Origin of the sequence: Streptomyces pimonensis, from assembly GCF_041380215.1 — a bacterium.
In the GTDB taxonomy this organism is placed as follows: Bacteria; Actinomycetota; Actinomycetes; order Streptomycetales; family Streptomycetaceae; genus Streptomyces; species Streptomyces pimonensis.
This window is the reverse complement of record NZ_JAHWZY010000031.1, coordinates 63,559-82,211: the sequence shown is the minus strand read 5'-3', so window position 1 is coordinate 82,211 and position 18,653 is coordinate 63,559. Positions and strand designations below refer to the sequence as shown.

The 18,653-nt window shown below is 69.1% G+C and carries 20 protein-coding genes and 2 pseudogenes; 7 read left to right on the top strand and 15 right to left on the bottom strand.

The annotated features are described in order from the left end of the window. The 4 genes from KYY02_RS25865 to KYY02_RS25850 all read left to right on the top strand — a co-directional run. Window positions 1-398: hypothetical protein (locus KYY02_RS25865; RefSeq protein WP_371241901.1), on the top strand; the 398-nt coding region annotated here is incomplete at its 5' end. Between the two features lie 75 nt (window positions 399-473). Continuing rightward, window positions 474-1,217: an ATP-binding cassette domain-containing protein gene (locus KYY02_RS25860; RefSeq protein ID WP_371241899.1), complete on the top strand. Its 744-nt coding sequence runs from the start codon at window positions 474-476 to the stop codon at window positions 1,215-1,217. Between the two features lie 2 nt (window positions 1,218-1,219). Further along, a complete protein-coding gene (locus tag KYY02_RS25855) occupies window positions 1,220-2,437 on the top strand; it encodes a DUF7224 domain-containing protein (protein WP_371241897.1) in 1,218 nt (405 codons plus the stop codon). Window positions 2,438-2,475: 38 nt separating this feature from the next. Next, a complete protein-coding gene (locus KYY02_RS25850; protein WP_371241895.1) occupies window positions 2,476-3,084 on the top strand; it encodes a hypothetical protein in 609 nt (202 codons plus the stop codon). An 82-nt stretch (window positions 3,085-3,166) separates the two neighbouring features. Here KYY02_RS25850 and KYY02_RS25845 read toward each other — a convergent pair whose 3' ends face one another. Together KYY02_RS25845 and KYY02_RS25840 are read right to left on the bottom strand one after the other, a co-directional pair. Further along, on the bottom strand, window positions 3,167-5,239 hold the full coding sequence (locus KYY02_RS25845) for a HelD family protein (RefSeq protein ID WP_503167876.1): 2,073 nt from the start codon (window positions 5,237-5,239) through the stop codon (window positions 3,167-3,169). 237 nt (window positions 5,240-5,476) lie between these two features. Further along, complete coding sequence (locus tag KYY02_RS25840) at window positions 5,477-5,629, bottom strand: hypothetical protein (protein ID WP_371241890.1); 153 nt, start codon at window positions 5,627-5,629, stop codon at window positions 5,477-5,479. A gap of 3 nt (window positions 5,630-5,632) precedes the next feature. Between KYY02_RS25840 and KYY02_RS25835 the strand changes: the two genes are divergently transcribed. Next, window positions 5,633-5,920, top strand: a complete 288-nt coding sequence (locus KYY02_RS25835) for a hypothetical protein (RefSeq protein WP_371241888.1) — start codon at window positions 5,633-5,635, stop codon at window positions 5,918-5,920. On the opposite strand, the gene KYY02_RS25830 is transcribed toward KYY02_RS25835, so the two are convergent. The 4 genes and pseudogenes from KYY02_RS25830 to KYY02_RS25815 form a co-directional block, all read right to left on the bottom strand. Then, a complete protein-coding gene (locus KYY02_RS25830) occupies window positions 5,904-6,509 on the bottom strand; it encodes an MFS transporter (RefSeq protein WP_371241886.1) in 606 nt (201 codons plus the stop codon). The two genes, KYY02_RS25835 and KYY02_RS25830, sit on opposite strands and share 17 nt — an antisense overlap. 147 nt (window positions 6,510-6,656) lie before the next feature. Then, the gene (locus tag KYY02_RS25825; RefSeq protein ID WP_371241884.1) at window positions 6,657-7,112 is read right to left on the bottom strand and encodes an MFS transporter; all 456 of its coding nucleotides are present in this window, start codon (window positions 7,110-7,112) and stop codon (window positions 6,657-6,659) included. A gap of 425 nt (window positions 7,113-7,537) precedes the next feature. Continuing rightward, window positions 7,538-7,777, bottom strand: a complete 240-nt coding sequence (locus KYY02_RS25820; protein ID WP_371241882.1) for an alpha/beta hydrolase family protein — start codon at window positions 7,775-7,777, stop codon at window positions 7,538-7,540. A gap of 32 nt (window positions 7,778-7,809) precedes the next feature. Beyond that, window positions 7,810-8,233: pseudogene (locus tag KYY02_RS25815) on the bottom strand (IS6 family transposase); the annotation flags it as partial. Between the two features lie 862 nt (window positions 8,234-9,095). Between KYY02_RS25815 and KYY02_RS25810 the strand changes: the two are divergent. Next, window positions 9,096-10,400: a hypothetical protein gene (locus KYY02_RS25810; protein ID WP_371241880.1), complete on the top strand. Its 1,305-nt coding sequence runs from the start codon at window positions 9,096-9,098 to the stop codon at window positions 10,398-10,400. Window positions 10,401-10,736: 336 nt separating this feature from the next. On the opposite strand, the gene KYY02_RS25805 is transcribed toward KYY02_RS25810, so the two are convergent. The 9 genes and pseudogenes from KYY02_RS25805 to KYY02_RS25765 form a co-directional block, all read right to left on the bottom strand. Next, on the bottom strand, window positions 10,737-11,123 hold the full coding sequence (locus KYY02_RS25805; RefSeq protein WP_371241878.1) for a fic family toxin-antitoxin system, toxin component: 387 nt from the start codon (window positions 11,121-11,123) through the stop codon (window positions 10,737-10,739). Next, complete coding sequence (locus tag KYY02_RS25800; protein ID WP_371241876.1) at window positions 11,120-11,416, bottom strand: type II toxin -antitoxin system TacA 1-like antitoxin; 297 nt, start codon at window positions 11,414-11,416, stop codon at window positions 11,120-11,122. Before KYY02_RS25800 ends, KYY02_RS25805 begins: the two co-directional genes overlap by 4 nt. 703 nt (window positions 11,417-12,119) lie before the next feature. Then, window positions 12,120-12,596 (bottom strand): hypothetical protein, encoded by a 477-nt coding sequence (locus KYY02_RS25795; RefSeq protein ID WP_371241913.1) that lies wholly within the window; start codon window positions 12,594-12,596, stop codon window positions 12,120-12,122. A 128-nt stretch (window positions 12,597-12,724) separates the two neighbouring features. Continuing rightward, on the bottom strand, window positions 12,725-13,210 hold the full coding sequence (locus KYY02_RS25790) for a hypothetical protein (RefSeq protein WP_371241872.1): 486 nt from the start codon (window positions 13,208-13,210) through the stop codon (window positions 12,725-12,727). A 217-nt stretch (window positions 13,211-13,427) separates the two neighbouring features. Further along, window positions 13,428-13,979 (bottom strand): GNAT family N-acetyltransferase, encoded by a 552-nt coding sequence (locus tag KYY02_RS25785; protein ID WP_371241911.1) that lies wholly within the window; start codon window positions 13,977-13,979, stop codon window positions 13,428-13,430. A 538-nt stretch (window positions 13,980-14,517) separates the two neighbouring features. Beyond that, the gene (locus KYY02_RS25780; RefSeq protein WP_371241870.1) at window positions 14,518-14,703 is read right to left on the bottom strand and encodes a hypothetical protein; all 186 of its coding nucleotides are present in this window, start codon (window positions 14,701-14,703) and stop codon (window positions 14,518-14,520) included. A gap of 224 nt (window positions 14,704-14,927) precedes the next feature. Further along, window positions 14,928-15,099: pseudogene (locus KYY02_RS25775) on the bottom strand (IS701 family transposase); the annotation flags it as partial. A gap of 243 nt (window positions 15,100-15,342) precedes the next feature. Further along, entirely contained in the window at window positions 15,343-15,861 is a 519-nt protein-coding gene (locus tag KYY02_RS25770; protein ID WP_371241869.1) for a hypothetical protein, read from the bottom strand. A gap of 178 nt (window positions 15,862-16,039) precedes the next feature. Next, window positions 16,040-17,119: a serine hydrolase domain-containing protein gene (locus KYY02_RS25765; RefSeq protein WP_371241867.1), complete on the bottom strand. Its 1,080-nt coding sequence runs from the start codon at window positions 17,117-17,119 to the stop codon at window positions 16,040-16,042. Between the two features lie 345 nt (window positions 17,120-17,464). Between KYY02_RS25765 and KYY02_RS25760 the strand changes: the two genes are divergently transcribed. Beyond that, entirely contained in the window at window positions 17,465-18,370 is a 906-nt protein-coding gene (locus tag KYY02_RS25760; protein WP_371241865.1) for a site-specific integrase, read from the top strand. Window positions 18,371-18,653: the final 283 nt, after the last annotated feature.

The window sequence follows — 18,653 nt, the reverse complement described above, 5'->3', positions numbered from 1 at the left end:
ACAACGACACCGCCATCACGACCAGCTGTGATCAAGAACTACAGCTGCCGTGTCTGGCTGCGGCTTTCACTTTGGCGCCTCCGGCCGCCGCCGAGGGGAATTGGAGCAGTTCCATCTCCAACTGGCGGGGCGGCGACGAGTCCCGGCGCTGGACGGACAATCACCAAGACTCGGCCAGCACCACGGTGAGTTTCTCGGGTTGCAGCTTCGGTGGGCCCAGCGGCGCAACCCTGGAGCTTGACCGGGTCAGAGACTTCCTTCCGGACACCAGCCACGGCACCAGGCGCAACACCTGCAACACGGTGTCCTGGGGCCAGATTCAGACCAGGGGCTCGTTCTACTTCATCTACATAGGCTCCACTAGGCTCAGCGTCAACAGCGTCGTCACCCGCTACTGACGGCAATCAGATCAGTCGGCGGCCTCCGGCTCTCATCCGGGGGCCGCCTCCCATGGAAGTCAACAGAAGGCTGGAATGACCATCCACGTCTCGCGCTGTTCATTTGGATACCGGCGCCGGGATATCGTCCTCGAAGACCTGACGCTTGACCTGCCGTCAGGTTGCGTGGTGCTCCTCGGGCCGAACGGTGCCGGAAAGTCGACGCTGCTGACACTGCTGGCATCCGCACGCAGACCGCGCGCGGGCAGCGTGACGCTCGGCGGCCTCGACACCCGCAGGCGAGGTGACCTGAAGCGATACCGGCAGCAGGTCGGCTGGTTGCCGCAGCAGGTGACTCCCGTCCCGGGGCTGCGGGTCAGGGAACAGGCGGCGTATGCAGGCTGGCTGAAGGGTTTGTCCCGGCGGGACGCATGGAACAGTTCTCTGGAGGCGATCAAGCAGGTCGGGCTGGGGGAGCTGGCCGAACGCTCCGCCGCCCATCTGTCGGGAGGCCAGCTCCGGCGCCTCGGTATCGCCCAAACGCTGGTGCACTCAGCCCGAGTGGTGCTGATGGACGAACCGACCGCGGGTCTGGACCCGACACAGCGCAGGGTGTTCCGCGCGCTTCTCGACGGTCTCAAGGACCGGGCGAGCTTTGTGGTCTCCACCCATCAGACAGAGGATCTGGCGGACAGCTACGACTCGGTCATCCTCCTCGATCAGGGACAGATTCTCTTTCAGGGATCCACCCCCTCCTTTCTCGACCTGGCGCCCCGTCAGGTCGCGCAGGAGCGCCGGGCTGAGGCTGCATACGCCGGTCTGGTCAAGGAAGAGGTGTAGGGATGCCGTGGCGCAACGTATGGCGGGTGTCCGTCGCTCCCCGCATCGGCATTCTGCTGGTTTTGTGGCTGTTCGCCTACAGCGGCAATGTCACCGAACTGGTCACCAGCGGATACTGGGAGTCGGTCGCCGCGCAAAGCGCGTCTTTGCTGGTTTGGACGGCACCGGCAGTGGCCGCCTGCGGCGCTTGGGAGGGCATGCGTGTCCGGCAGTCCCGAATCCTGCAAGGGGCGCCGGCGCGGACCTTCATGGGCGTGTCATTCGCCGTCTTGACCCCTACGCTCGTCGTGGGGACCCTCGCGGTGGCGCTGGCCCTCGGTCTGCTCCTGCCGCAGGCCGCAGGCAGTCCCAACAGGACGGCCGCGGCGGTAATCGGTATGGAACTGCTCGTGATCGCGGCGCATACCGCCATCGGTTACGTCATCGGGCTCAGCCTGCCCCGCGTGCTGGCCGTTCCTGCGGCACTGGTGGGCAGCTTCGTGTGGATGGCCTATCCGGCGGCGATGAACGTCTTCTGGGTCCGGCAGCTGAACGGTACGAACCTCGCCGAGTGCTGCTCACTCGATCAAGTAGCAGCACCCCGCAGTATCCTGGCGCCCGCGCTCGTTTCGATCGGTCTGCTCCTGGCCGCCCGGCTGGTGGTCCTGCGGCAATGGGGTCTGCGGATCCTGGCCCCCATTGTTCTGGCCGTTGCGGTGGCCGTCTCGGCATGGATCGTCCATCCCCTCGGGTACAGCGCGGCCGAACCTCGTCCCACCGCCGTGCGCACCTGCTCAGGCACCCAGCCGCGGGTATGCCTGTGGCCCGAGCAGCACGACGCCGCCACGGACGTAGTCACGTGGGCGACGGACGCACACACCCGCCTGGCCGGCCTCGGCGTCACCACCACCTCGGAGCTGTCCCCGCGATCGTCCACGCCGACTTCCAACGAGATCCGCTCTCTTGTCGCAACGAGTGCTCTGCCGCAAGACATCCCCGAATGCGCCAAGCACGGTGAATGGCCGGGAAGCCGGGCTCTCGGGCCGCTCACGGTATGGCTCGCCATCAACGCGGGAGCGGACTCCCAGGTCGTCACATCCGGCTATGCGCCAGACGAAGCCGCAGTCGCCACCCACATCCTCGAACGTCCCCGACATGACCAGTTGGCCTGGTTCCAGCAGAACGCGAAAACGCTCACCCGGTGCGACCTGCAGCCCGTTCTCGACCCCAAACGTTTCTGATCCTGCCACCACGAGCCAACCGATAGAGAGAAACATTCATGGACTGGTGGCTTCACGTCCGCCGGGTGTACGCAGTATGTGTCGGGCTGGCCGCCTGCCTGGTACTTGGTACTGTCGCCGATTCCATCCAGGTACCAGTGCCGGTCGTAGTGGGCGGACTCTCCTTCTCGTTCCCTCTGCCCTTCCTGCTGCCGCTCGCCCCGGTGTGCCTCATCCTGTACGGACAGTCCCGTGGAGACAACGCCATCGAAGTAACAGCCGTGCGGCCGGTAAAGCTATGGGACACGGGGTTCATGACGGCCTGCGCGGTATTGATGCTGGTCGGAGGCTGGCTCGCATCGTCCACAACCGGCCACACCCTCGCCGCAGGCATGGCCCGCAACTTCCTGGGCTACCTGGGACTCGCCCTGCTGCTGCGCACCATTATCAGCGTTCATGTCGCGGCCACAAGCGTCACTCTCTTTCCAATCGCTTGCGCAGCCTTCGGCGTTCACCACGGCGTCCCCGCAACGTGGGCGTGGCCACTACACGAGCCCACCTACCTACCGGCATTCATCGCAGCCGCCGCCCTGGGAGCCATCGGACTGGCCGTCGCCGCACTCCCTGTTTCCACCGTTTGCTACACAGACCCCCTGCAGGGAAGCTAGCCTCGACGTGGACGCCCGCCTCAGCCCCTCCCGTGCGCGGGGCGACGGCGCCCGCGGCGTGGACGACGCGGGTGCCGAGCCGTCAGGCGGGCTGGACGGTGATGGTGCAGAGGCGCTTGGTGGCCCGGGTCAGGGCTACGTACAAGTCCCTTTCCCCACCGGGGCGGGCCGTGATGATTTCCTCGGGGTTCATGACGACGACCCCGTCGAATTCCAGGCCACGCGCTTCGGACGCCGGCACGATGCGTGCGTGGTCGGCGATGCCCCGGGCCGTCAGCTCGCTCACCCTGGTATCGGCGCAGATCACTCCCAGGAGTTCGCCCGGGTGCGCGGTGCTCTGGGCGCGGAGTTCCTCGACAACGGCGGTGACCAGCCCGTCCGCCGGTGTGGTCACCGTGCGCGGGCTCCCACCGCTTCGCAGTGACCGTGTGGGCTTCTGGTCCGGAGCGATCCGCGTGAGCAGGTCCCGGACGCTGTCCAGGATCTCCTGTGTGGTGCGGTAACTGACGGTCAGGTTGTGCAATTTGAACCGCGGTCCGACGTGCGGGCTCAGCGCTTCCTTCCAGTCGCGTGCCGTCGCGGCCGGGCCCGCCTGAGCGAAGTCGCCCACCAGCGTCATCGCCCGCGCCGGACAGCGGCGGACGATCATCCGCCACTGCATGGCGGTCAGTTCCTGCGCCTCGTCGACGACGACGTGCCCGTACGTCCGCTCGGGAGGGCCGTCGACCAGGCTCGCCGCCTCGTCCAGCAACGGCACGTCGGCTTCGGTCCACGGGTCCTCCGGGCCGCGCAGCAGAAGGGACCGCTCCTGCGTGGTCAGGCGGGGCAGGTGCTCGGCGAGGGCACCGGCGTCCGTCAGGAGCGCCTCCACGAGGTCACCGGGCACCAGTCGCGGCCACAACTTCTCGACCGCCCGGTCGACGGCGGCGTCGTCGAGGAGATCGGCTCGGATGGTGTCCAGGTCCAGCTCGTGGACCGGACCCGGGTCGGCCGCCCCTTCGGCCCGGCGCTGGGCGACTCCCGTGAACCGGTCGAGGTTCAGGCCGGTCATCCTTTCGGCATCGGCGTCGATCTGCTCCAGGACGTCGCCCATGTCCCGTTGCATCGCGTCGGTCACGGCGTCGACCAGGAGTTCCTTGAAGACCTGGCGCGCGGGGTTGTGCCCCGACACTGCCGACAGGGCGGCGTCGCGTGCCACGGCGACTTCCCCGCCGGAGAGGTGCACCAGTTCCCGTCCGACCCGCACGGTGAAGTCACCGGCGGGGGCTTGGTGAACGCGCAGCAGGCCGGCCAGGGCGTCGGCGAGGTCGGAGCTGCCCTTCAGACGCATCGTCTCGAGCGGGCCCGCCGTGTCCGTGGACACTCCGGCCAGTTCCTGGCAGGTCGCCAGAGCGACGTCGTTCTCGCCGAGAGAGGGAAGCACCTGGGAGATGTAGTCGAGGAACCTGGCGTTCGGGCCCACGACCAGGACACCCTCCTCCGCGGCGCGCGGGAAGGCGTACAGGACGTAGGCCGCCCGGTGCAAGGCGACCACCGTCTTGCCGGTGCCGGGTCCGCCCTGCACCACGGTCACCCCGCGGTGGGCGGAGCGGACGATCTCGTCCTGCTCGGCCTGCAGCGTCGCGACGGCCGCGTGCATCCTGCCCGTGCGCCGTGCCGACAGGGCCTCGGACAACGGGCCGTCCCCCACGACGTCCTCGTCGGCCGGGGCGGAGCCGTCCAGCAGTTCGTCGCTCACCGAGACGACCGTGCGCTCCTCGATGCGCAGGTGCCGGCGCCGCCGCAGGCCCATCGGGTGGACCGGCGTCGCCTCGTAGAAGGGCCGCGCCGCGTTCGCGCGCCAGTCCACGAGCAGAGGCAACTCGTCCTCCTCCCGCTGCAGTCCGATCCGCCCGATGCGCAGGGCCATGCCGTCCGCCCAGTCGATGCGCCCGAAAATCAGCCCCTTCTCGGCGCCCTCCAGGCGGCCGATCTCCTTGGTCAGACGCTCGGTGGCGATTTCCCTCTCGTACGCCTCACCGGCGCTGTCCGCCGAGGCCTTCAGCACACTCGCTCGACTTGCTCGCACCTCGGAAAGCCGCTCGGTGAGCAGCTCGTACAAGGAGGACACATACTCCTGCTCCGATTTCACCGCACGCACAGCGGAATCATTCATGTCCCACAACAGAGGGTCTCCTTCGGTTCGGGCCACACCGGCATATGTCACGTTGATGCGCATTCGCTCCGCGGACCCTGCGACGGAATACGTCACGACCGATCGTATGGCGTATCACGCATTCCTCCGTTCCGTATCTCACTGCTGATCTCACTGCTGGCGCTCCGACGCCCGTCCGCCTCATGGGCGAGCCCGGCCTCGGGTGCCGGAGACGTTCTGCCGCGCGGACAGTCCGGATCACACGGTGGATCGGGGCTCGGCGCTGCGGGCCTCTTCGTGGTCCGGCTCCGGTGCCGGGCCCTTCTTCTTTCCGGCAGCGGGCAGGGTGAACAGCAGCACAGCGGCCGCGAACAGGGCGATGAGCATGATCCAGACCGCGCCGACGTGCATGGCATGGACGAACACGTGATCGGCGGCCCGCGCGGGAGTGGGCTGGTCGACAGCGGTGGCGACATGCCGAGCCTGCTCCGCGGAAACCCGGGCGCGGTCCCGCAGGTCCTCCGGGAGATCGCTGAGCGAGGGTTCGATCGCGCCCCGATAGGCGACGACATGATCGTGCCGCCCACCGCGATGCCGATCACACCGCCGACCTGCCGTGCCGTGTTGGTGACGGCCGACCCGGCACCGGACCGTTCCAGCGGCAGGCCGCTGATCAGCGCTCCGGTCACCGGGGGGCCATGACCATGCTGACGGAAAGGCCCTGCATCTGCAGCAGGATCTCGATCCAGACGAGCGGTGTGTGCAGGTCGAGGAATCCGACCGTGCCGAAGCTGAGCGCCGCCACGGTGATCGCCGGTACGGCGACGGGGCGCAGCGACCATCGGCTGACCAGACGTGCGCCCAAGGGCGCCCCGACGACAGCGCCGATCGCGGTCGGCACGTCGGCCAGGCCGGCCTTCATCGGCGAGTAGCCCAGCGCGCCCTGCATGTGGAACGCGTTGCAGAAGGTGACGGCGGCCACGGAGAAGAGCAGCAACGCCATGGACGCGTTGCCCCCGCCGAACACCCGCTGCGCGAGCATCCGGGAATCGAAGCTCGGCTCCTTGACCCGCAGTTCGACGAGCACGAAGGCGACCATCAGGACAAGTCCGGCCGCGATCGGCATGCAGACGTCCATACGACCCCAGCCGTCCACCTGCCCCGCGCGGATCAGGCCGTAGGTCAGTGCCGCAAGTCCGCTGATCGACAGCAACATCCCGGCCGGGTCCATCGGCCGCACGACAGGGCTGCGGAAATTGGGGACCAGCAGGATGATTCCGGCCAGTGCCACGACGACGGGAACGTTGACGAGGAAGGCCGAACCTCACCGGAAATGACTGAGCAGTGCTCCCGCCAGCACCGGGCCCGCTGCCATTCCGAAACCGGTGGATGCCGAAGAAATAGTGATTGCGGTCGCCCGTGCGGGGCCACTGAAGGTTCACAAGAGCATGGCGAAGTTGACGGGTATGATCAGTGCGGCGCCGACTCCCATCGCGGCCCGGGCGGCGATCAGTTGGCTCGCATCGCCCGCGTACGCCGCCCGAATCGAGGCCGCGGCAAAGACCACCGAGCCGACTGCGAGTACATTCCGGTGGCCGAAACTGTCGCCCAGTGCGCCGGCGGTGAACATCAGAGTGGCGAGGACCAGGGTGTATGCGCCCGTAGCCCACTGCAGCTCAGCCGGGCTGGCGCCCAGTCCATGGACCGGGTCGGCAGGGGTCTCCAGAAGAATGCTGAGGACGGTGTTGTCCAGCCAAATAAGCAGCGAGCAGACCATGAGAACGGCAAGAATCAACCGCTGCCTGGACTTCGGCAACGTCGGAGGCACTGTCTTGACCACCTTCGAATATCGGTCGGCGGAAGTTTGAACGACGGGACTGTAAGCAAACAGCACTACGCTGTCAATCTTGGAGTTCTTCGCCGAAACCGTTGCGACCGAACGAACTGTATGCCTCTGCCAGATTTGCGGACCGGGCTGTTTTGTGCCTCCGCCGGATTTGCAAGGTCAGTGGTTTTGTGGCACCGATGAATGCGGGCCGACGAATTACACGCCTCCGGTGAGCTGTCGTGCCGCGTCACCCGTGCCCCTCCCGGGCAGGGATGATGTCGGCCACGCGGCGAACGTTCCGCCGACCGTCCGGTGCGTCCATCGGCCCTCCGTGCCTGCCCGTCGGCACGGGGCCGTTCGCCCATCAGTGGCGAGTCGCGCGAATGACGCCGGATGCTCCGCGCGGACACCCGAGCACGCCGCGTGGGCGGCGGCCGGGCCTGTCCGGGGCTGTCATGCGTCCTCGTTCCCCGCGCCCGACGGTTCGGACATCACTGGTCGGCGAGCGCATCGAGCCGGCGGCGGAGGTGTGCGGCGGCCTCTGCCACGTGGTCCTCGATGATCGAGAAGTGATCCGCCTCGATGTGCACGACCGGTCCACGGTGTTGCCAGCCGGGGGCGGGTGCGACGCCTGCGAATCCGCTCAGCGCCGTGATGGCCCGCAGATTCAGCCTCGGCGCGGCGATCGGCTCGGTCTCGCGCTCGGGGTACATCCGCACATAGCCGCCCATGGCGACCAGGCCGTGGTCGTCGACGGGGGTCAGCGGAGCTTGTCGGTGACGATCACCCTCGGCACCGAGCAGGTCGTCTTCAGCACTTCACGGAAGAACCGCCTGGCCGCAGCGGTGTCCCGCCGGCGCTACGGCCAGGACGTCGAGCACGTTGCCGTCCTGGTCGACGGCCCGCCCCAGGTAGTTCTGCTCACCGTTGATCTTGATGAAGACCTCGTCCAGGTGCCACTTGTCACCGGGCCGGGGCCGCCCGCAGCGCAGCGCGCCGGCGTAGGTCTGCCCGAACTTGGCACACCACCGGCGGACGGTCTCATGGGAGACGAGCGCACCGCGCTCGAGCATCAGCTCCTCGACCTCGCGGAACGACAGCGGAAAGCGGAAGTACAGCCACACACAGTGGGAGATCACCTCGGCCGGGTACCGGCGCCCCTCGTACGACGGAGACGTACCGCCCACGAGCAACCCCCTCCACCGTGACCAACCCGAGAACCATCCCACCCGGCCAGCCAACGTGACAGTGCTCCGTCGAAGCCTTCGACGCCTCACCGCTCACCGTGCGCGAGTTCGTTAAGCAGCCGAGGCAAGCAAACGCGGCGTCGCTGGCGTACTGCCCTCGGGAAGGGTGCAGCCGTCAGGTCCTTCCGGAGGGGCTGCAGGAGCCCGGAACGGGACGCTCCGACGCAGGAGGGGAGCGAGCGCTCCTCGCGAGGCAGCCGCCCGGCGCGGGGCCGCCTCAGCCCACATTTTCAGGTAATCGTCTTGCTGGTTCGGCAAAAGAAGTGGCCCCGCTGGTGGGGGCGAAGCACGGTGGGCCACATGGACACGGAAGAGAGGGAGTGTTCAGTCAACGGCCCTGTCGCACATCCGGTGGTAACGGATCGTGCACGTCGAGCACCCTTTCCTTGCGGAGGGTAAGAGTGGCGCTCTGGTCTCGGTGCTTCGAGGTGAACGGCATCACGCCGGGACGCCGGTCCGGTGTCCCGGCGAACTCTCACGACCAGACGCCAGGTCGATCGGTCGATTCCGGAGAGGGCCGACTGCGGGAGCGTAGGCCTGCGGGTTTGTGATCGATGACCTGTCCGTCGCCGTCATGGCTCCCCGTCACCACCGAATGTACGACAGGGCCGTGTATTTGACACACCCTGACCGGTGGGCGTCATGTCCGTCCCGTTAGCGCGCCTTTGCATCGTCGTGCCGGGCTGGGCGTGGGTGCCTCGGCCTTGGACTGGATGCTTAGCGACGTCGGGGGATCAGCCCGGCGTCGTGTCAGTGCCGTGCCGTAGGTTGTCGGGGATCGGGCGTTCCTGGCGACGAGGGGATGAGGGTGCGCAGGCCGGTTGAGGGCGAGGTTCATGTTCACTACGGCCAGATCTATGTCGAGAGCGATTCGGATAGCTTTGGCCCAGGCCTTCCGGAGTCGTTTGCCGGGCAGAGTGCCGGGTTGTGCGGGGCTGCGGTACCGGGCGCGCTGTGGTTGTCGACCGGGCTGCACACGGGCAGCGTCGGCTTCACCGTCGAGGTGCACGACCAGGCCCCGCCGCTGGACCCGGCGTGGGAGGACGTCGTGGAAGCGTCCTTCCGCCCCGTCTCGGCCGGCAGCGCTCTCATGCAATGGGCGGGGGAGGCCTCCTGGGACCTCGACCTGGAAGAAATCGACTACCGGGTGCGCTACTGCGCCCAGGGCATGGACGAGGCACACCGCCAGGACACCCGACTGGACGACGAGCCGCAACTGGACTGCTACTTGCTGCAGTTCTGGCCCGCTCCGCCCGCACCGGACCGCGTTCTGAAGCAGACCTCGGCGACGGCCGCGTACTGGCACGACTACGCCCGCCGGCAGCCCGCCCCACCCACACCGGCCGAACGCGCCGAAGCCGAACGCCAGGCCCGCCTCGCGCGGGAACAAGCCGAGGAGGAACGCCGGCTCGCCCACGAGCGGTGGCAGTGGGGCGGACGATCCCCGAGCCGGGCCCTGCGCGAGGTCGGCGGCAACGTGCGCGGCCTGCTCGCCTTCGACCCGGCCCTCGTCCACGCCATCGACGCCGCCGGCCCCGAAGTCCAGCGGGCAACAGCGCTGCTGGCCGCACGCCGTGCCTGTGAGGCGGCCGGGCTCACCGACCTCGACTGGATCGCCGCAGGACTTACCGCCCTGGCCCAGGGCCGCCCGCTGCCGCCACCCCTCGACGACCCGGCCCAGGCATGGCGGACTCTGGAAGCGGACCCACGTGTCCCTGACAGAACGGTCGGCCGGGCCGTCCCGCCCGAACGGCCTCCCTTCCAGCCACCCGCCCGCAGTGACACGCACACACCGATGCCCAAGCCCATGTCGCTCCCGCGGATCACAGGTCCCGCGGCCGCCCTGGTGAAGCCGCCGGACCGTGCCGCACCACCGGCACCGCAGCCCGGGGAAGCGGCGCCGTACACGGTGAGGGTCACGTTCGGCGAGCCGGACCCGTCCTTGCGGATGTCCCAGCCCCACATGGCCCTGCCCGCGCTGCTCGACGCCGCCGGAGCCGACCCGCTCCAGGCTGCCCTGGACGCGGTGTACGCGGCCGTGGCCGCCTACGGCGAGGACTACCGGACCCTCCTGCAAGAGATCCGCTCCGCATGCCGGGAGCTGTGAAGGGAGCTGGGCCGCGGCCCCGTGCCGCCGGTTCCATGACCTTGGGCAAGCCGCCCCGTACCAGGCCGGTACGGGGCACTCCCCGCTGGCCGGGAGCCTGGAGCGTACGGCATGTGCACGGAGGATGAGTCTCGCTGTGTGTCGGCCGCACCCACCCGAACCGCACACTCCTGCACAAGGTGACCACGTTCGATGCCTCCGCCCGCGGCGCCGGGGACCGGCTCGATGACGTGACGCGGTGAGCGCAGCACGATCACCAGCAGGCCGATCCGCTGTCGCCGGACAGGGGCACTATCGACCTGGCCAGTCCTGACTTGCCGGGGGCCGACTGCTGGGTCAGGTGACAGTCCAGTCGCGCAGCTGCCGGGCGATCCGGGCGACGCCGAGCGCACCGGAGGCCGTGTCACGTACCAGTACGACGGCGGCCTTGGGCGGGTAGTTGAGGGCGTGCGCGTTGAGGGCCAGGTAGGCCTCGGTCGCGTGCCAGGCGAACGCCTCGTTCGAGTGTTCCAAACACGGCAGCTTCGCCAGGGTCTGCAGCAGCGCGGCGGCCTTGAGATACAGCGATCCGTAGACGTCCCGCTCCATCGCCCGGGCGTTGACCCGGGCGACGGCCGCATACAGCGGCCCCAGGTCGTCGACCTGCGGATCACCCTCGAGCAGCTCAGCGGCGTGCAGCAGGAACGTGACGTCGAGCGGGTGGAGAGATTCCTGCTCACTCACGCGGCGCGGCCCTGTTCCTGCCGCTGAAGCTCTCGCAGCGCCTCCTGCTCGCTCACCCGCTGCTCCGCGCCGACATCGATGCTGCTGGGCTCGGCCGCGAAAGCCGCGCCGCTGCGGGCCATGGACGCCTTGAAGCCTTCCAGGAACCGCTGCTCCACCGCGGTCGCCCGGTCGTAGGCGGCCGAGAGGATGTACTCCTGCATGCTGACCCCCGCCTGCTTGGCGGCCGCCGCGATGGCCGCCCGCTGCGCGGGGTCGGGGAAGCGCAGGTTCATCGCTTTGGGATCCGACATGGCACCCACGGTACCAGTGGTACCATCCAGATGCCACTACCAGGAACGCCCGCCCTGATGGAGACATGAAGACTGGGTGTGACAGGTGACGCGTGCCGTTCAGGGCGGGTTCAGGAGACCGCGCCGCTCGGCCCACTGGGCGATGGCCCCGGAAGTGCACTCGGAGAAACCGGTGGGGTCGAGTGAACCGCCCCGGACTCGGTAGAGATCTCAGGCCGGGGTGGTCACCTGGGGGTTTCGTGGGTTCTGTGCAGTAGTTACTTCGTATTCACGGCCGCGACGTGCACATGCTTGTGAGTATCGACGCCGATCACGACGTGCCCGGACCTGTGCTGCTCGTTGTTGTCCACCGCGTTCCCTTCGGTCGGTAGCGTGGGGTACACGCCGCCACCGGCCGGAGGGACAGGACTGTCACGGGGACGCTTTGACGAGTTGGCTCCAGGCTCCTCTAAGGTCACGTCCGTCCGGCGGCAGCGCTTGTTGCGTGCCCGGCCGGACGGTCGACAGATCAACGCCAGGACACCCGTGGGGTCGGCCGTAGGCAGGAGTCGGACCGTCACGGCCGGGACTACCCGATCCCTGCGGGATCCGGTACGAACAGACTGACAGTCGCAGGCGTCGCCGACCGAGCCGATGGACGCGGCGATGCCGGCGGCCTGAAGATGCTCGGCGGGCTTGAACGAGGTGTACTGCCCGGCGGCCGTCACGCGGTGGGATCCACGTTCCACTCCGCGGGCAGATCGCTGCCGCAGAAGACGCAGACGAAGTCGTCCTCGCGCACAATGGTGTGCTCCTGGCAATCAGGGCACCGCCGGAACACCACCTCGTGGGTGAAGCCGGAGGGCCGCCGGAGCTCTACCGCGTCCAGAGCACGGGCGACCTCCGCCCAGGAACTGACGTCCGGGCAGTACCCGGTGGACTGGTTGCTGACCTCGCTCACAGCCCACCGGTCCGCCTCGTGCACGAAGCTGATCTCGCCAGCACTCAGAACCATGTCTCCGCCGGCACAGGCCACGTGCTCGCTTCGCCGCGGCGCCAGCCGAAGCACCCCGTCCGTGCCGACCACGAAGGTGAACGGTTCGGTCAGCTCCGCTGTCGATTGCTCCACGATCCAGCCATCGAAGTCAGCCGCCGAGCCGACCCGACGCCCGCCGTCACCAGGACAGAGCGCAGCCCTCAGCTCGGCCGGCCCGACATATCGATAACTCCGTCCCCACCCACTCACGTCAGCCAACCTAGAGCACTTCCGACATACGCCTTAGCCGGCGAGCGGCTGGGCAGCCGCTCGCGGCCCGCCGTCCGGGCGGGTCAGATGCCCATGGAGGCCATCTCGATGGGTGAGCGGTAGTTAACCGCGGCGGTGACCACGCAGGCGCGGTAGGTCCGGTCACTCCTGACGGCCAGGAAGTAGTCGCGAAGGTTCTTCCAGTAGTTGACCAGATAACCGAGTCCGGGAACGAAGCCGGCCGGGCGCGGTACGAGGGCAAACGCTTCGCTGCACTTGAGGATCTCGCCGGTGGCCGTGGACAGTACGTCGGCCACCTCCGCGTTCATGTTCCAGCCGACCGCCAGCTCGGGCGTCCAGATGGCACCGGCGATGGCCCGCAGCTGCTCCTGCTCCTCGGGCGTGGGGTCGCTCATCGCGATCGACTGCGCGGCCGGCGGTGCGCCGGCCGGCGGACCGCCGGCCGCTGCCGCGGCCGGTCCCGCCATGGCCGTCGCAACCAGGACCGCCGTCAGCGCGACGGCGATCCTGGTGCCCCTGCCTCTCCTGCGCCCGCTGCCTGTGGTCACCGTGTGTCCCTCCCATGGATGACTGCCCCCACGCGGAGGCCGTCCGAAGATGACATGGTGCGGACAAGGTGGTCAACGGTGACAATCGCGCCACACGCCCTCATGATCCGGCCGGGACCTGAGCGCGCTCCGACCGCTCTCAAGGGCTGCCCGCGGTGACCAGCCACGAGGTGCTGCGCAACCAGACCGTGCCGTCCACCGCCTGAGGGGCTGCCGATCATTGACCTGTCGTCTTGCTCCTGCTGTTGGAGTTGCTGCTTTGGGCGGCAACTCGGGCTCGGAGGTCCTTGCGGAGAGCCCGGTTGACGTCGGGATTTCTGTCGGGCCGGTATGAGGTGATCGGCATGTATCCCTGTGCGCGGTAGAGCGCCAGGGCTGCGGTGTTGGCGACGCCGGTCTCCAGTTGGGTGCACGTGGCGCCCCTGCGTTTCGCGTCGGCTTCCAGGCGCAGCAGGATCTCCCGCCCCAGGGACTGGGCACGGGCTTCCGGGCGGACATACATCCGTTTGATCTCTGCGGTCCGCGGGTCCAGGAACCGCCATCCGCCGCACCCGAGCGCATTGCCGTGTTCGTCTTGCACCAGTAGGAACAGCCCACACGGGGGCGCGAACTGGAAGACGGGGGTGTCGGCCGGGTCGTCGGCGAAGCCGTAGATCGAGCGTTGTTCGTCGTGAAGGCCCAGCAGAAGCTGTTGGACTCCCGGATCGTCGTAGGAAGCGGGGGTTGTCGTCCATGCTGACCGCAGACCTGGACGAGCGGTGTGTGTCATGAGCCTGATAATGCCCGGTCCACGGTGTCCAGGACATCGCTTCGTCCGGCGGACCGCAGGGGCCGGGCCGCGCTGCGACGGACATGGCGCAGAAGCGCCCGGCATCTGAGCGATTCGACGCCCTGCGGGTGTTCGACGACGGCGGTCAGGGTGTGCGGTTGTCCCGGCGTCCCGGGCGAGGAGGCCGGTGCGGGCGAGGTGGATTCCGTGCAGGACGGCGGACCGCCGACAGCGGTCCGGTGGATTCTTCGAAGGGGTCGCTGCACCGCTGGGTGCTTGCGCGGACGGGGCGAGGTCATGGCGGTGCCGTTCTTGCGGCAGGCCCCACGATCCGGTGCCGGTCGGGCGGCCGGATCCGCGCGGCGGGCGCTGTGGGTGACGCGGCGCGTGTGGGGCCTGCCTGTCCGGGTCGGTCGTGGGCTGACGCGGCGCTCGGCCGGGTACCGGAACAGCGCGATGAGGAGGAGACGGCGCCCCCGCATGACGGCGAACGTCCTGTCCAGGTCGTGGAACGGCCGGTTTGCTGAGGCCTGGTCCCTTACCGGGCAGCGGGAGGGGTCTTCGGGTCGAAGACGTTCTGCGGCGTGCTCGGCCGGGCAGTGGATGCCCGGTGCAGTACCTGGGCGAGGTCGCGGTGTATGCGGTCGGCTTCCCCGCGGACCTGGACGGGGACGTCGCCGCGTTCGGCCACGAGGCGGTCGTAGACAGGGGTCTGCTGGAACACGGCGGCGGTTTCCCTTCGGTGGGCGGTTCGCGGACTGGCGCAGCATACGGGCTCAGCTCACGCCCCGCCGGGGAAGACGGCCTGCTTCGTCGAGGCCGTCGAGGAGGTCTCCCGCGCCGTCGCCGGTCTCGCCGCGCTCTGCTCCCCCACCAGTAGGGCTTGATCAGGTTCGTATGGCTATGGGTATGTCGCGGTGGCAGATGGGGCAGGCGCCGGTCCAGGTGGCAAGGAGTGTCTGCAGTTCCCGGACGACTTGGTGGAGACTCAGGTCGGCATCGGGTCTTCTGGGTCTCGGGCCAGTCGCTGCAGGGTGCAGAAGGCGTGGGCGGCGGAGACGAGGGTGACGTGGTGGTGCCAGCCGGCCCAGGTGCGGCCCTCGAAGTGGGCCAGTCCCAGGGCCTGATCGCCGTGGTGACGCCTGTTGAAGCGACAGACAGGGCATTTCGCGCCCAGAACAGTCACCACATCCCGGGCAGTGACCCAGCCCTGGGGACCGAGCCAGGGCCGCTACTCGCGCCCATGGCCGTTCCGGTCCTGTTCGAGGAGGGAGCGCGCCGCGTCCGTGCAGCGGATGGCTGAGCCGGCGCTGATACCGAGGACGGCGGCCAGCTGAAGCGGGTCGGGCCCGCGGCTGAGGACTCATTCCGGCCGGAGGTCCACGCGGAGACGGTCGAGGGTGGCGTTGTGCCCGCGGAACGGGTTGGAGAGGACATGGGTCCCGGCGAAGGTTGTGTCAGGGCTGGTGCTTTCCGGAGACCACCGCGATTCTCCAGACGGAGGTTCTCCGCCGGTGACCTGGATGGTGAGGTGCTGGGGTTTTTTGTCCTCGTGGACGACGCCCATGGTGTGGACCCCGTTGCACGTGACCGGGTGGGGGTCGCTGTTGTCCCGGTCCGCGACCGAGACCTCACCCTTGCCCTGGCATGCCGCGTAGAGGGTGTAGGCGCCTTCCTGCGGGGTGAACTCCGGCAGCTCCTGGTCCTTGTTGCCGGTGGTCTCGGCCATCAGGACCTGCGCGTTCTCGGGCAGGTCCAGGCTGGGCGGCTGTGTGGCGGGGACCTGTGTGGGCCTGCCGGAGGACGCGGCCGGAGCGGTGGGGCTCGGGCGCTTCGCCTCGGGCTCGTCGGAGCAGCCTCCGGCGAGGAACAGTGTGGCCACGGCGGCAGCGGTGAGTGCGGAGCGACGCAACGGGGTCTCCCGGGAGTGAGGGCGGGACGCCCGGCCCTGGTGTCAGGGCCGGGCGCCAGGGCCAGTTGACGCGCCGGCCTTCGCGGCAGGGGGCCCGGACGGTCATGTACTGCTTGCTGGCCCTCTGGCAGGCGCTGCCGTGGTGGGCTCAGGAGCCGACGAGTTCGTCGAGCAGGGCAAAGACCAGCGTGTCGAATGGGCGTGCACCATCGCTGTAGGTGTTCACCATCATCATCACCGCCGTTCCGTTCTCCCGGTCGAACGCCGCACAGGTGCTGAAGCCGTAGGTGCCGCCGTTGTGCCAGGTCATCGTCCGGCCGTCGGACAGCGAGCCGAAGTGCCAGCCGAGCCCCAGCCGCAGGCCCGTGGCGGGGTCGGTGAAGTGGTGTCGCTGGGTCAGCTCGATCGCGTCCCGCAGCGGCGAGCGCTCCGGGCGCAGCTGGGCATCCAGGTAGCGGAGCATGTCGTCGACGGTGCTGTACATCGAGGTGCCCGCGCCGCTGAGGACGCGGTCGCGCCAGTCGGGGACGGCCTTCCCGGCCATATGGCCGACGGCCTTGCGGGAAGCCATGTCCGGCCGCAGGGTCGTGGTCGTGTCCCACAGGCCCAGTGGTGCGGCCACCCGGCGCTGCAGCATCGCGTCCACGCCGTCGAAGGCCAGCGCCTGGCCGAGCAGTCCGAAGCCCAGGTTGGAGTATGCGTACGCGCTGCCCGGCTCGTTGTCCAACGGGGTCTGGCGCAGGCCAACGGCCAGGTCTTCCAGCGTGTAGTGCGCGTACGGGTTGTACGGGTCCGCCTGGGTCAGGAGGTCGGCGGGGAGGGTGGGCAGGCCGGAGGAGTGGGTCGCCAGGTCGCGCAGGGTGATCCGCCGCGTCTTCCCTCGTGGGACGGTGAACCCGGACGGCAGGCTGAGCGGAGTGTCCAGGCGCACCGTACCCGCACCCACCGCGCGCGCCAACGCGGTGGCGGTGAGCGTCTTGCCGATCGAGCCGAGCTGGAACACGGTCCTGCCGTCGGGGACGCGTCCGTCCCGGCCGGCACCGACCACCTGCCGCCGGCCACTGCGGATGACGCCGAATACCGCGCTCGGGGCGCCGGCGGCCAGCGCGCGGTCGAGGTAGGGCCGCACCCGCGCGGCCAGGCCCCCTCCAGCCGCCATGGCCTTGCCCGGTAACAGTGCCACACCGGCTGCGGCCGCCGCCGTGCCCAGCACCCTTCGTCGGTCCATGGTCCACTCCTTCGTCGCCCGGTACGGCGTGCGGACGCGCACGCCGGCACTGCCAACTCTGGCAGGGCGTCAGGCAGTTGACAGGAAATTTTTTCGCAGCATCCTCCTCCGGACACCATCAATGTCTGTTCTGTGCCATCTGGAAGTGCCGGTGCGGGGCGGGGACCGGAAACCTTCCGGCCGTTTTCCTGACGCTCTGTCGAATTCGACAATGCCGTACCGCGCGTTCCGCAGGGTGCTCAGCCGACCCGTGGGCGTGGGCGGAGACAGGGGTTCGTTCCGTAAAGTTCTGAGGCCGGAACCGCCTCCGGCCGGTCCCACCGCACGAGTTCCCGGAGTGACGCGATGCCCTTGCCGACCGAGGCCCCGGACCCGTACACGATCCTGCAGGGATGGCTGTCCGGGATCTACCTGCGGCCCGACGGCCAGGAGGTCCGGGGCCGAGCCTGGGGCGACGACACCCGCTACCGCTACGGACTGCTGCTCGCCGGCATCGACGCCCCACCCGGATGGCGGCAGGACTGGTTCACCCATATCGGCCGTCTCGTCTGGCACTTCAAGCCCTCCCACATCCAGGACTGGGCCATCCGGCTCACCAACCTCGACGGCAGCCCCATGGCCGCCGCCTCCCGGGGCCGCGCCGTCTCCGCCGTCCGCTCCTTCTACGCCCACTGCACCGAGGACCTCGGAGCCGCCCACTGGAACCTCCCCCCGCGCCGCGCACTGGCCGGACCCACCCCGCCCGCCGGACGCGAGAGCCTCACCCGGTTCCAGACCGACGCGCTGCGTACCGCCGCCGACCGCTACCGCGGCCCCCACGCCGAACGCGCCCGGCTCGCCGTCTACATGACCCTCGCAGGACTGCGCCCCGGCCAGTCCATCGCCGTGATCCTCCAGCACATCCAGCGCGACAACGCCGCCGGCCCCACCTGGCGCCTCCCCGCCAAGAACAACAGCGCCTCCGCCGTCACCCGGCCCCAGCCCGTCCCCCGGCCGGTGGTGTGGGCACTGGACGAATACCTGCCGGTACGCACACACAAAGCCCCCCACTCCACCGGGACGACAGGCCCCCTGCTCCTCTCCCGCACCGGACGCGCCCTGGACCGGGTCACCTTCCCCCGCCTGCTGCGCGGCGTCGCAGCCACCCACCCCGACCTCGAGGACATCGCCCCCACTCTCCTGCCGGACGTCGTCGCGCACTCCCCCTCCCCCTTCGCCGACGAAACGAGCACCGGCGGGGACCGGCAGTGACCCGGCACCCGGCCGCACTCCGGTCCCCGAGAACGGCCAGGCGATCACCGAGACCGACCGGCCGTCCCCGCCGTCGCTGCTCCGGACGCACGGGGCCCCCTACGGCCGGTTCGAGCCGGACAGGGACGGCCGCCCGGAACCGGCCCTGACCACCACGGCCAGGGCCGTACAGCCCGCGAGGACGAGGCGACACCGGCCGGGACGTGACGCCGCGGTCCCAGGCCGTGTCCCCACAGGAGTGGGGACAGGCGTGGGGCGCTTCACCGGTGCCCGTAGACTCATG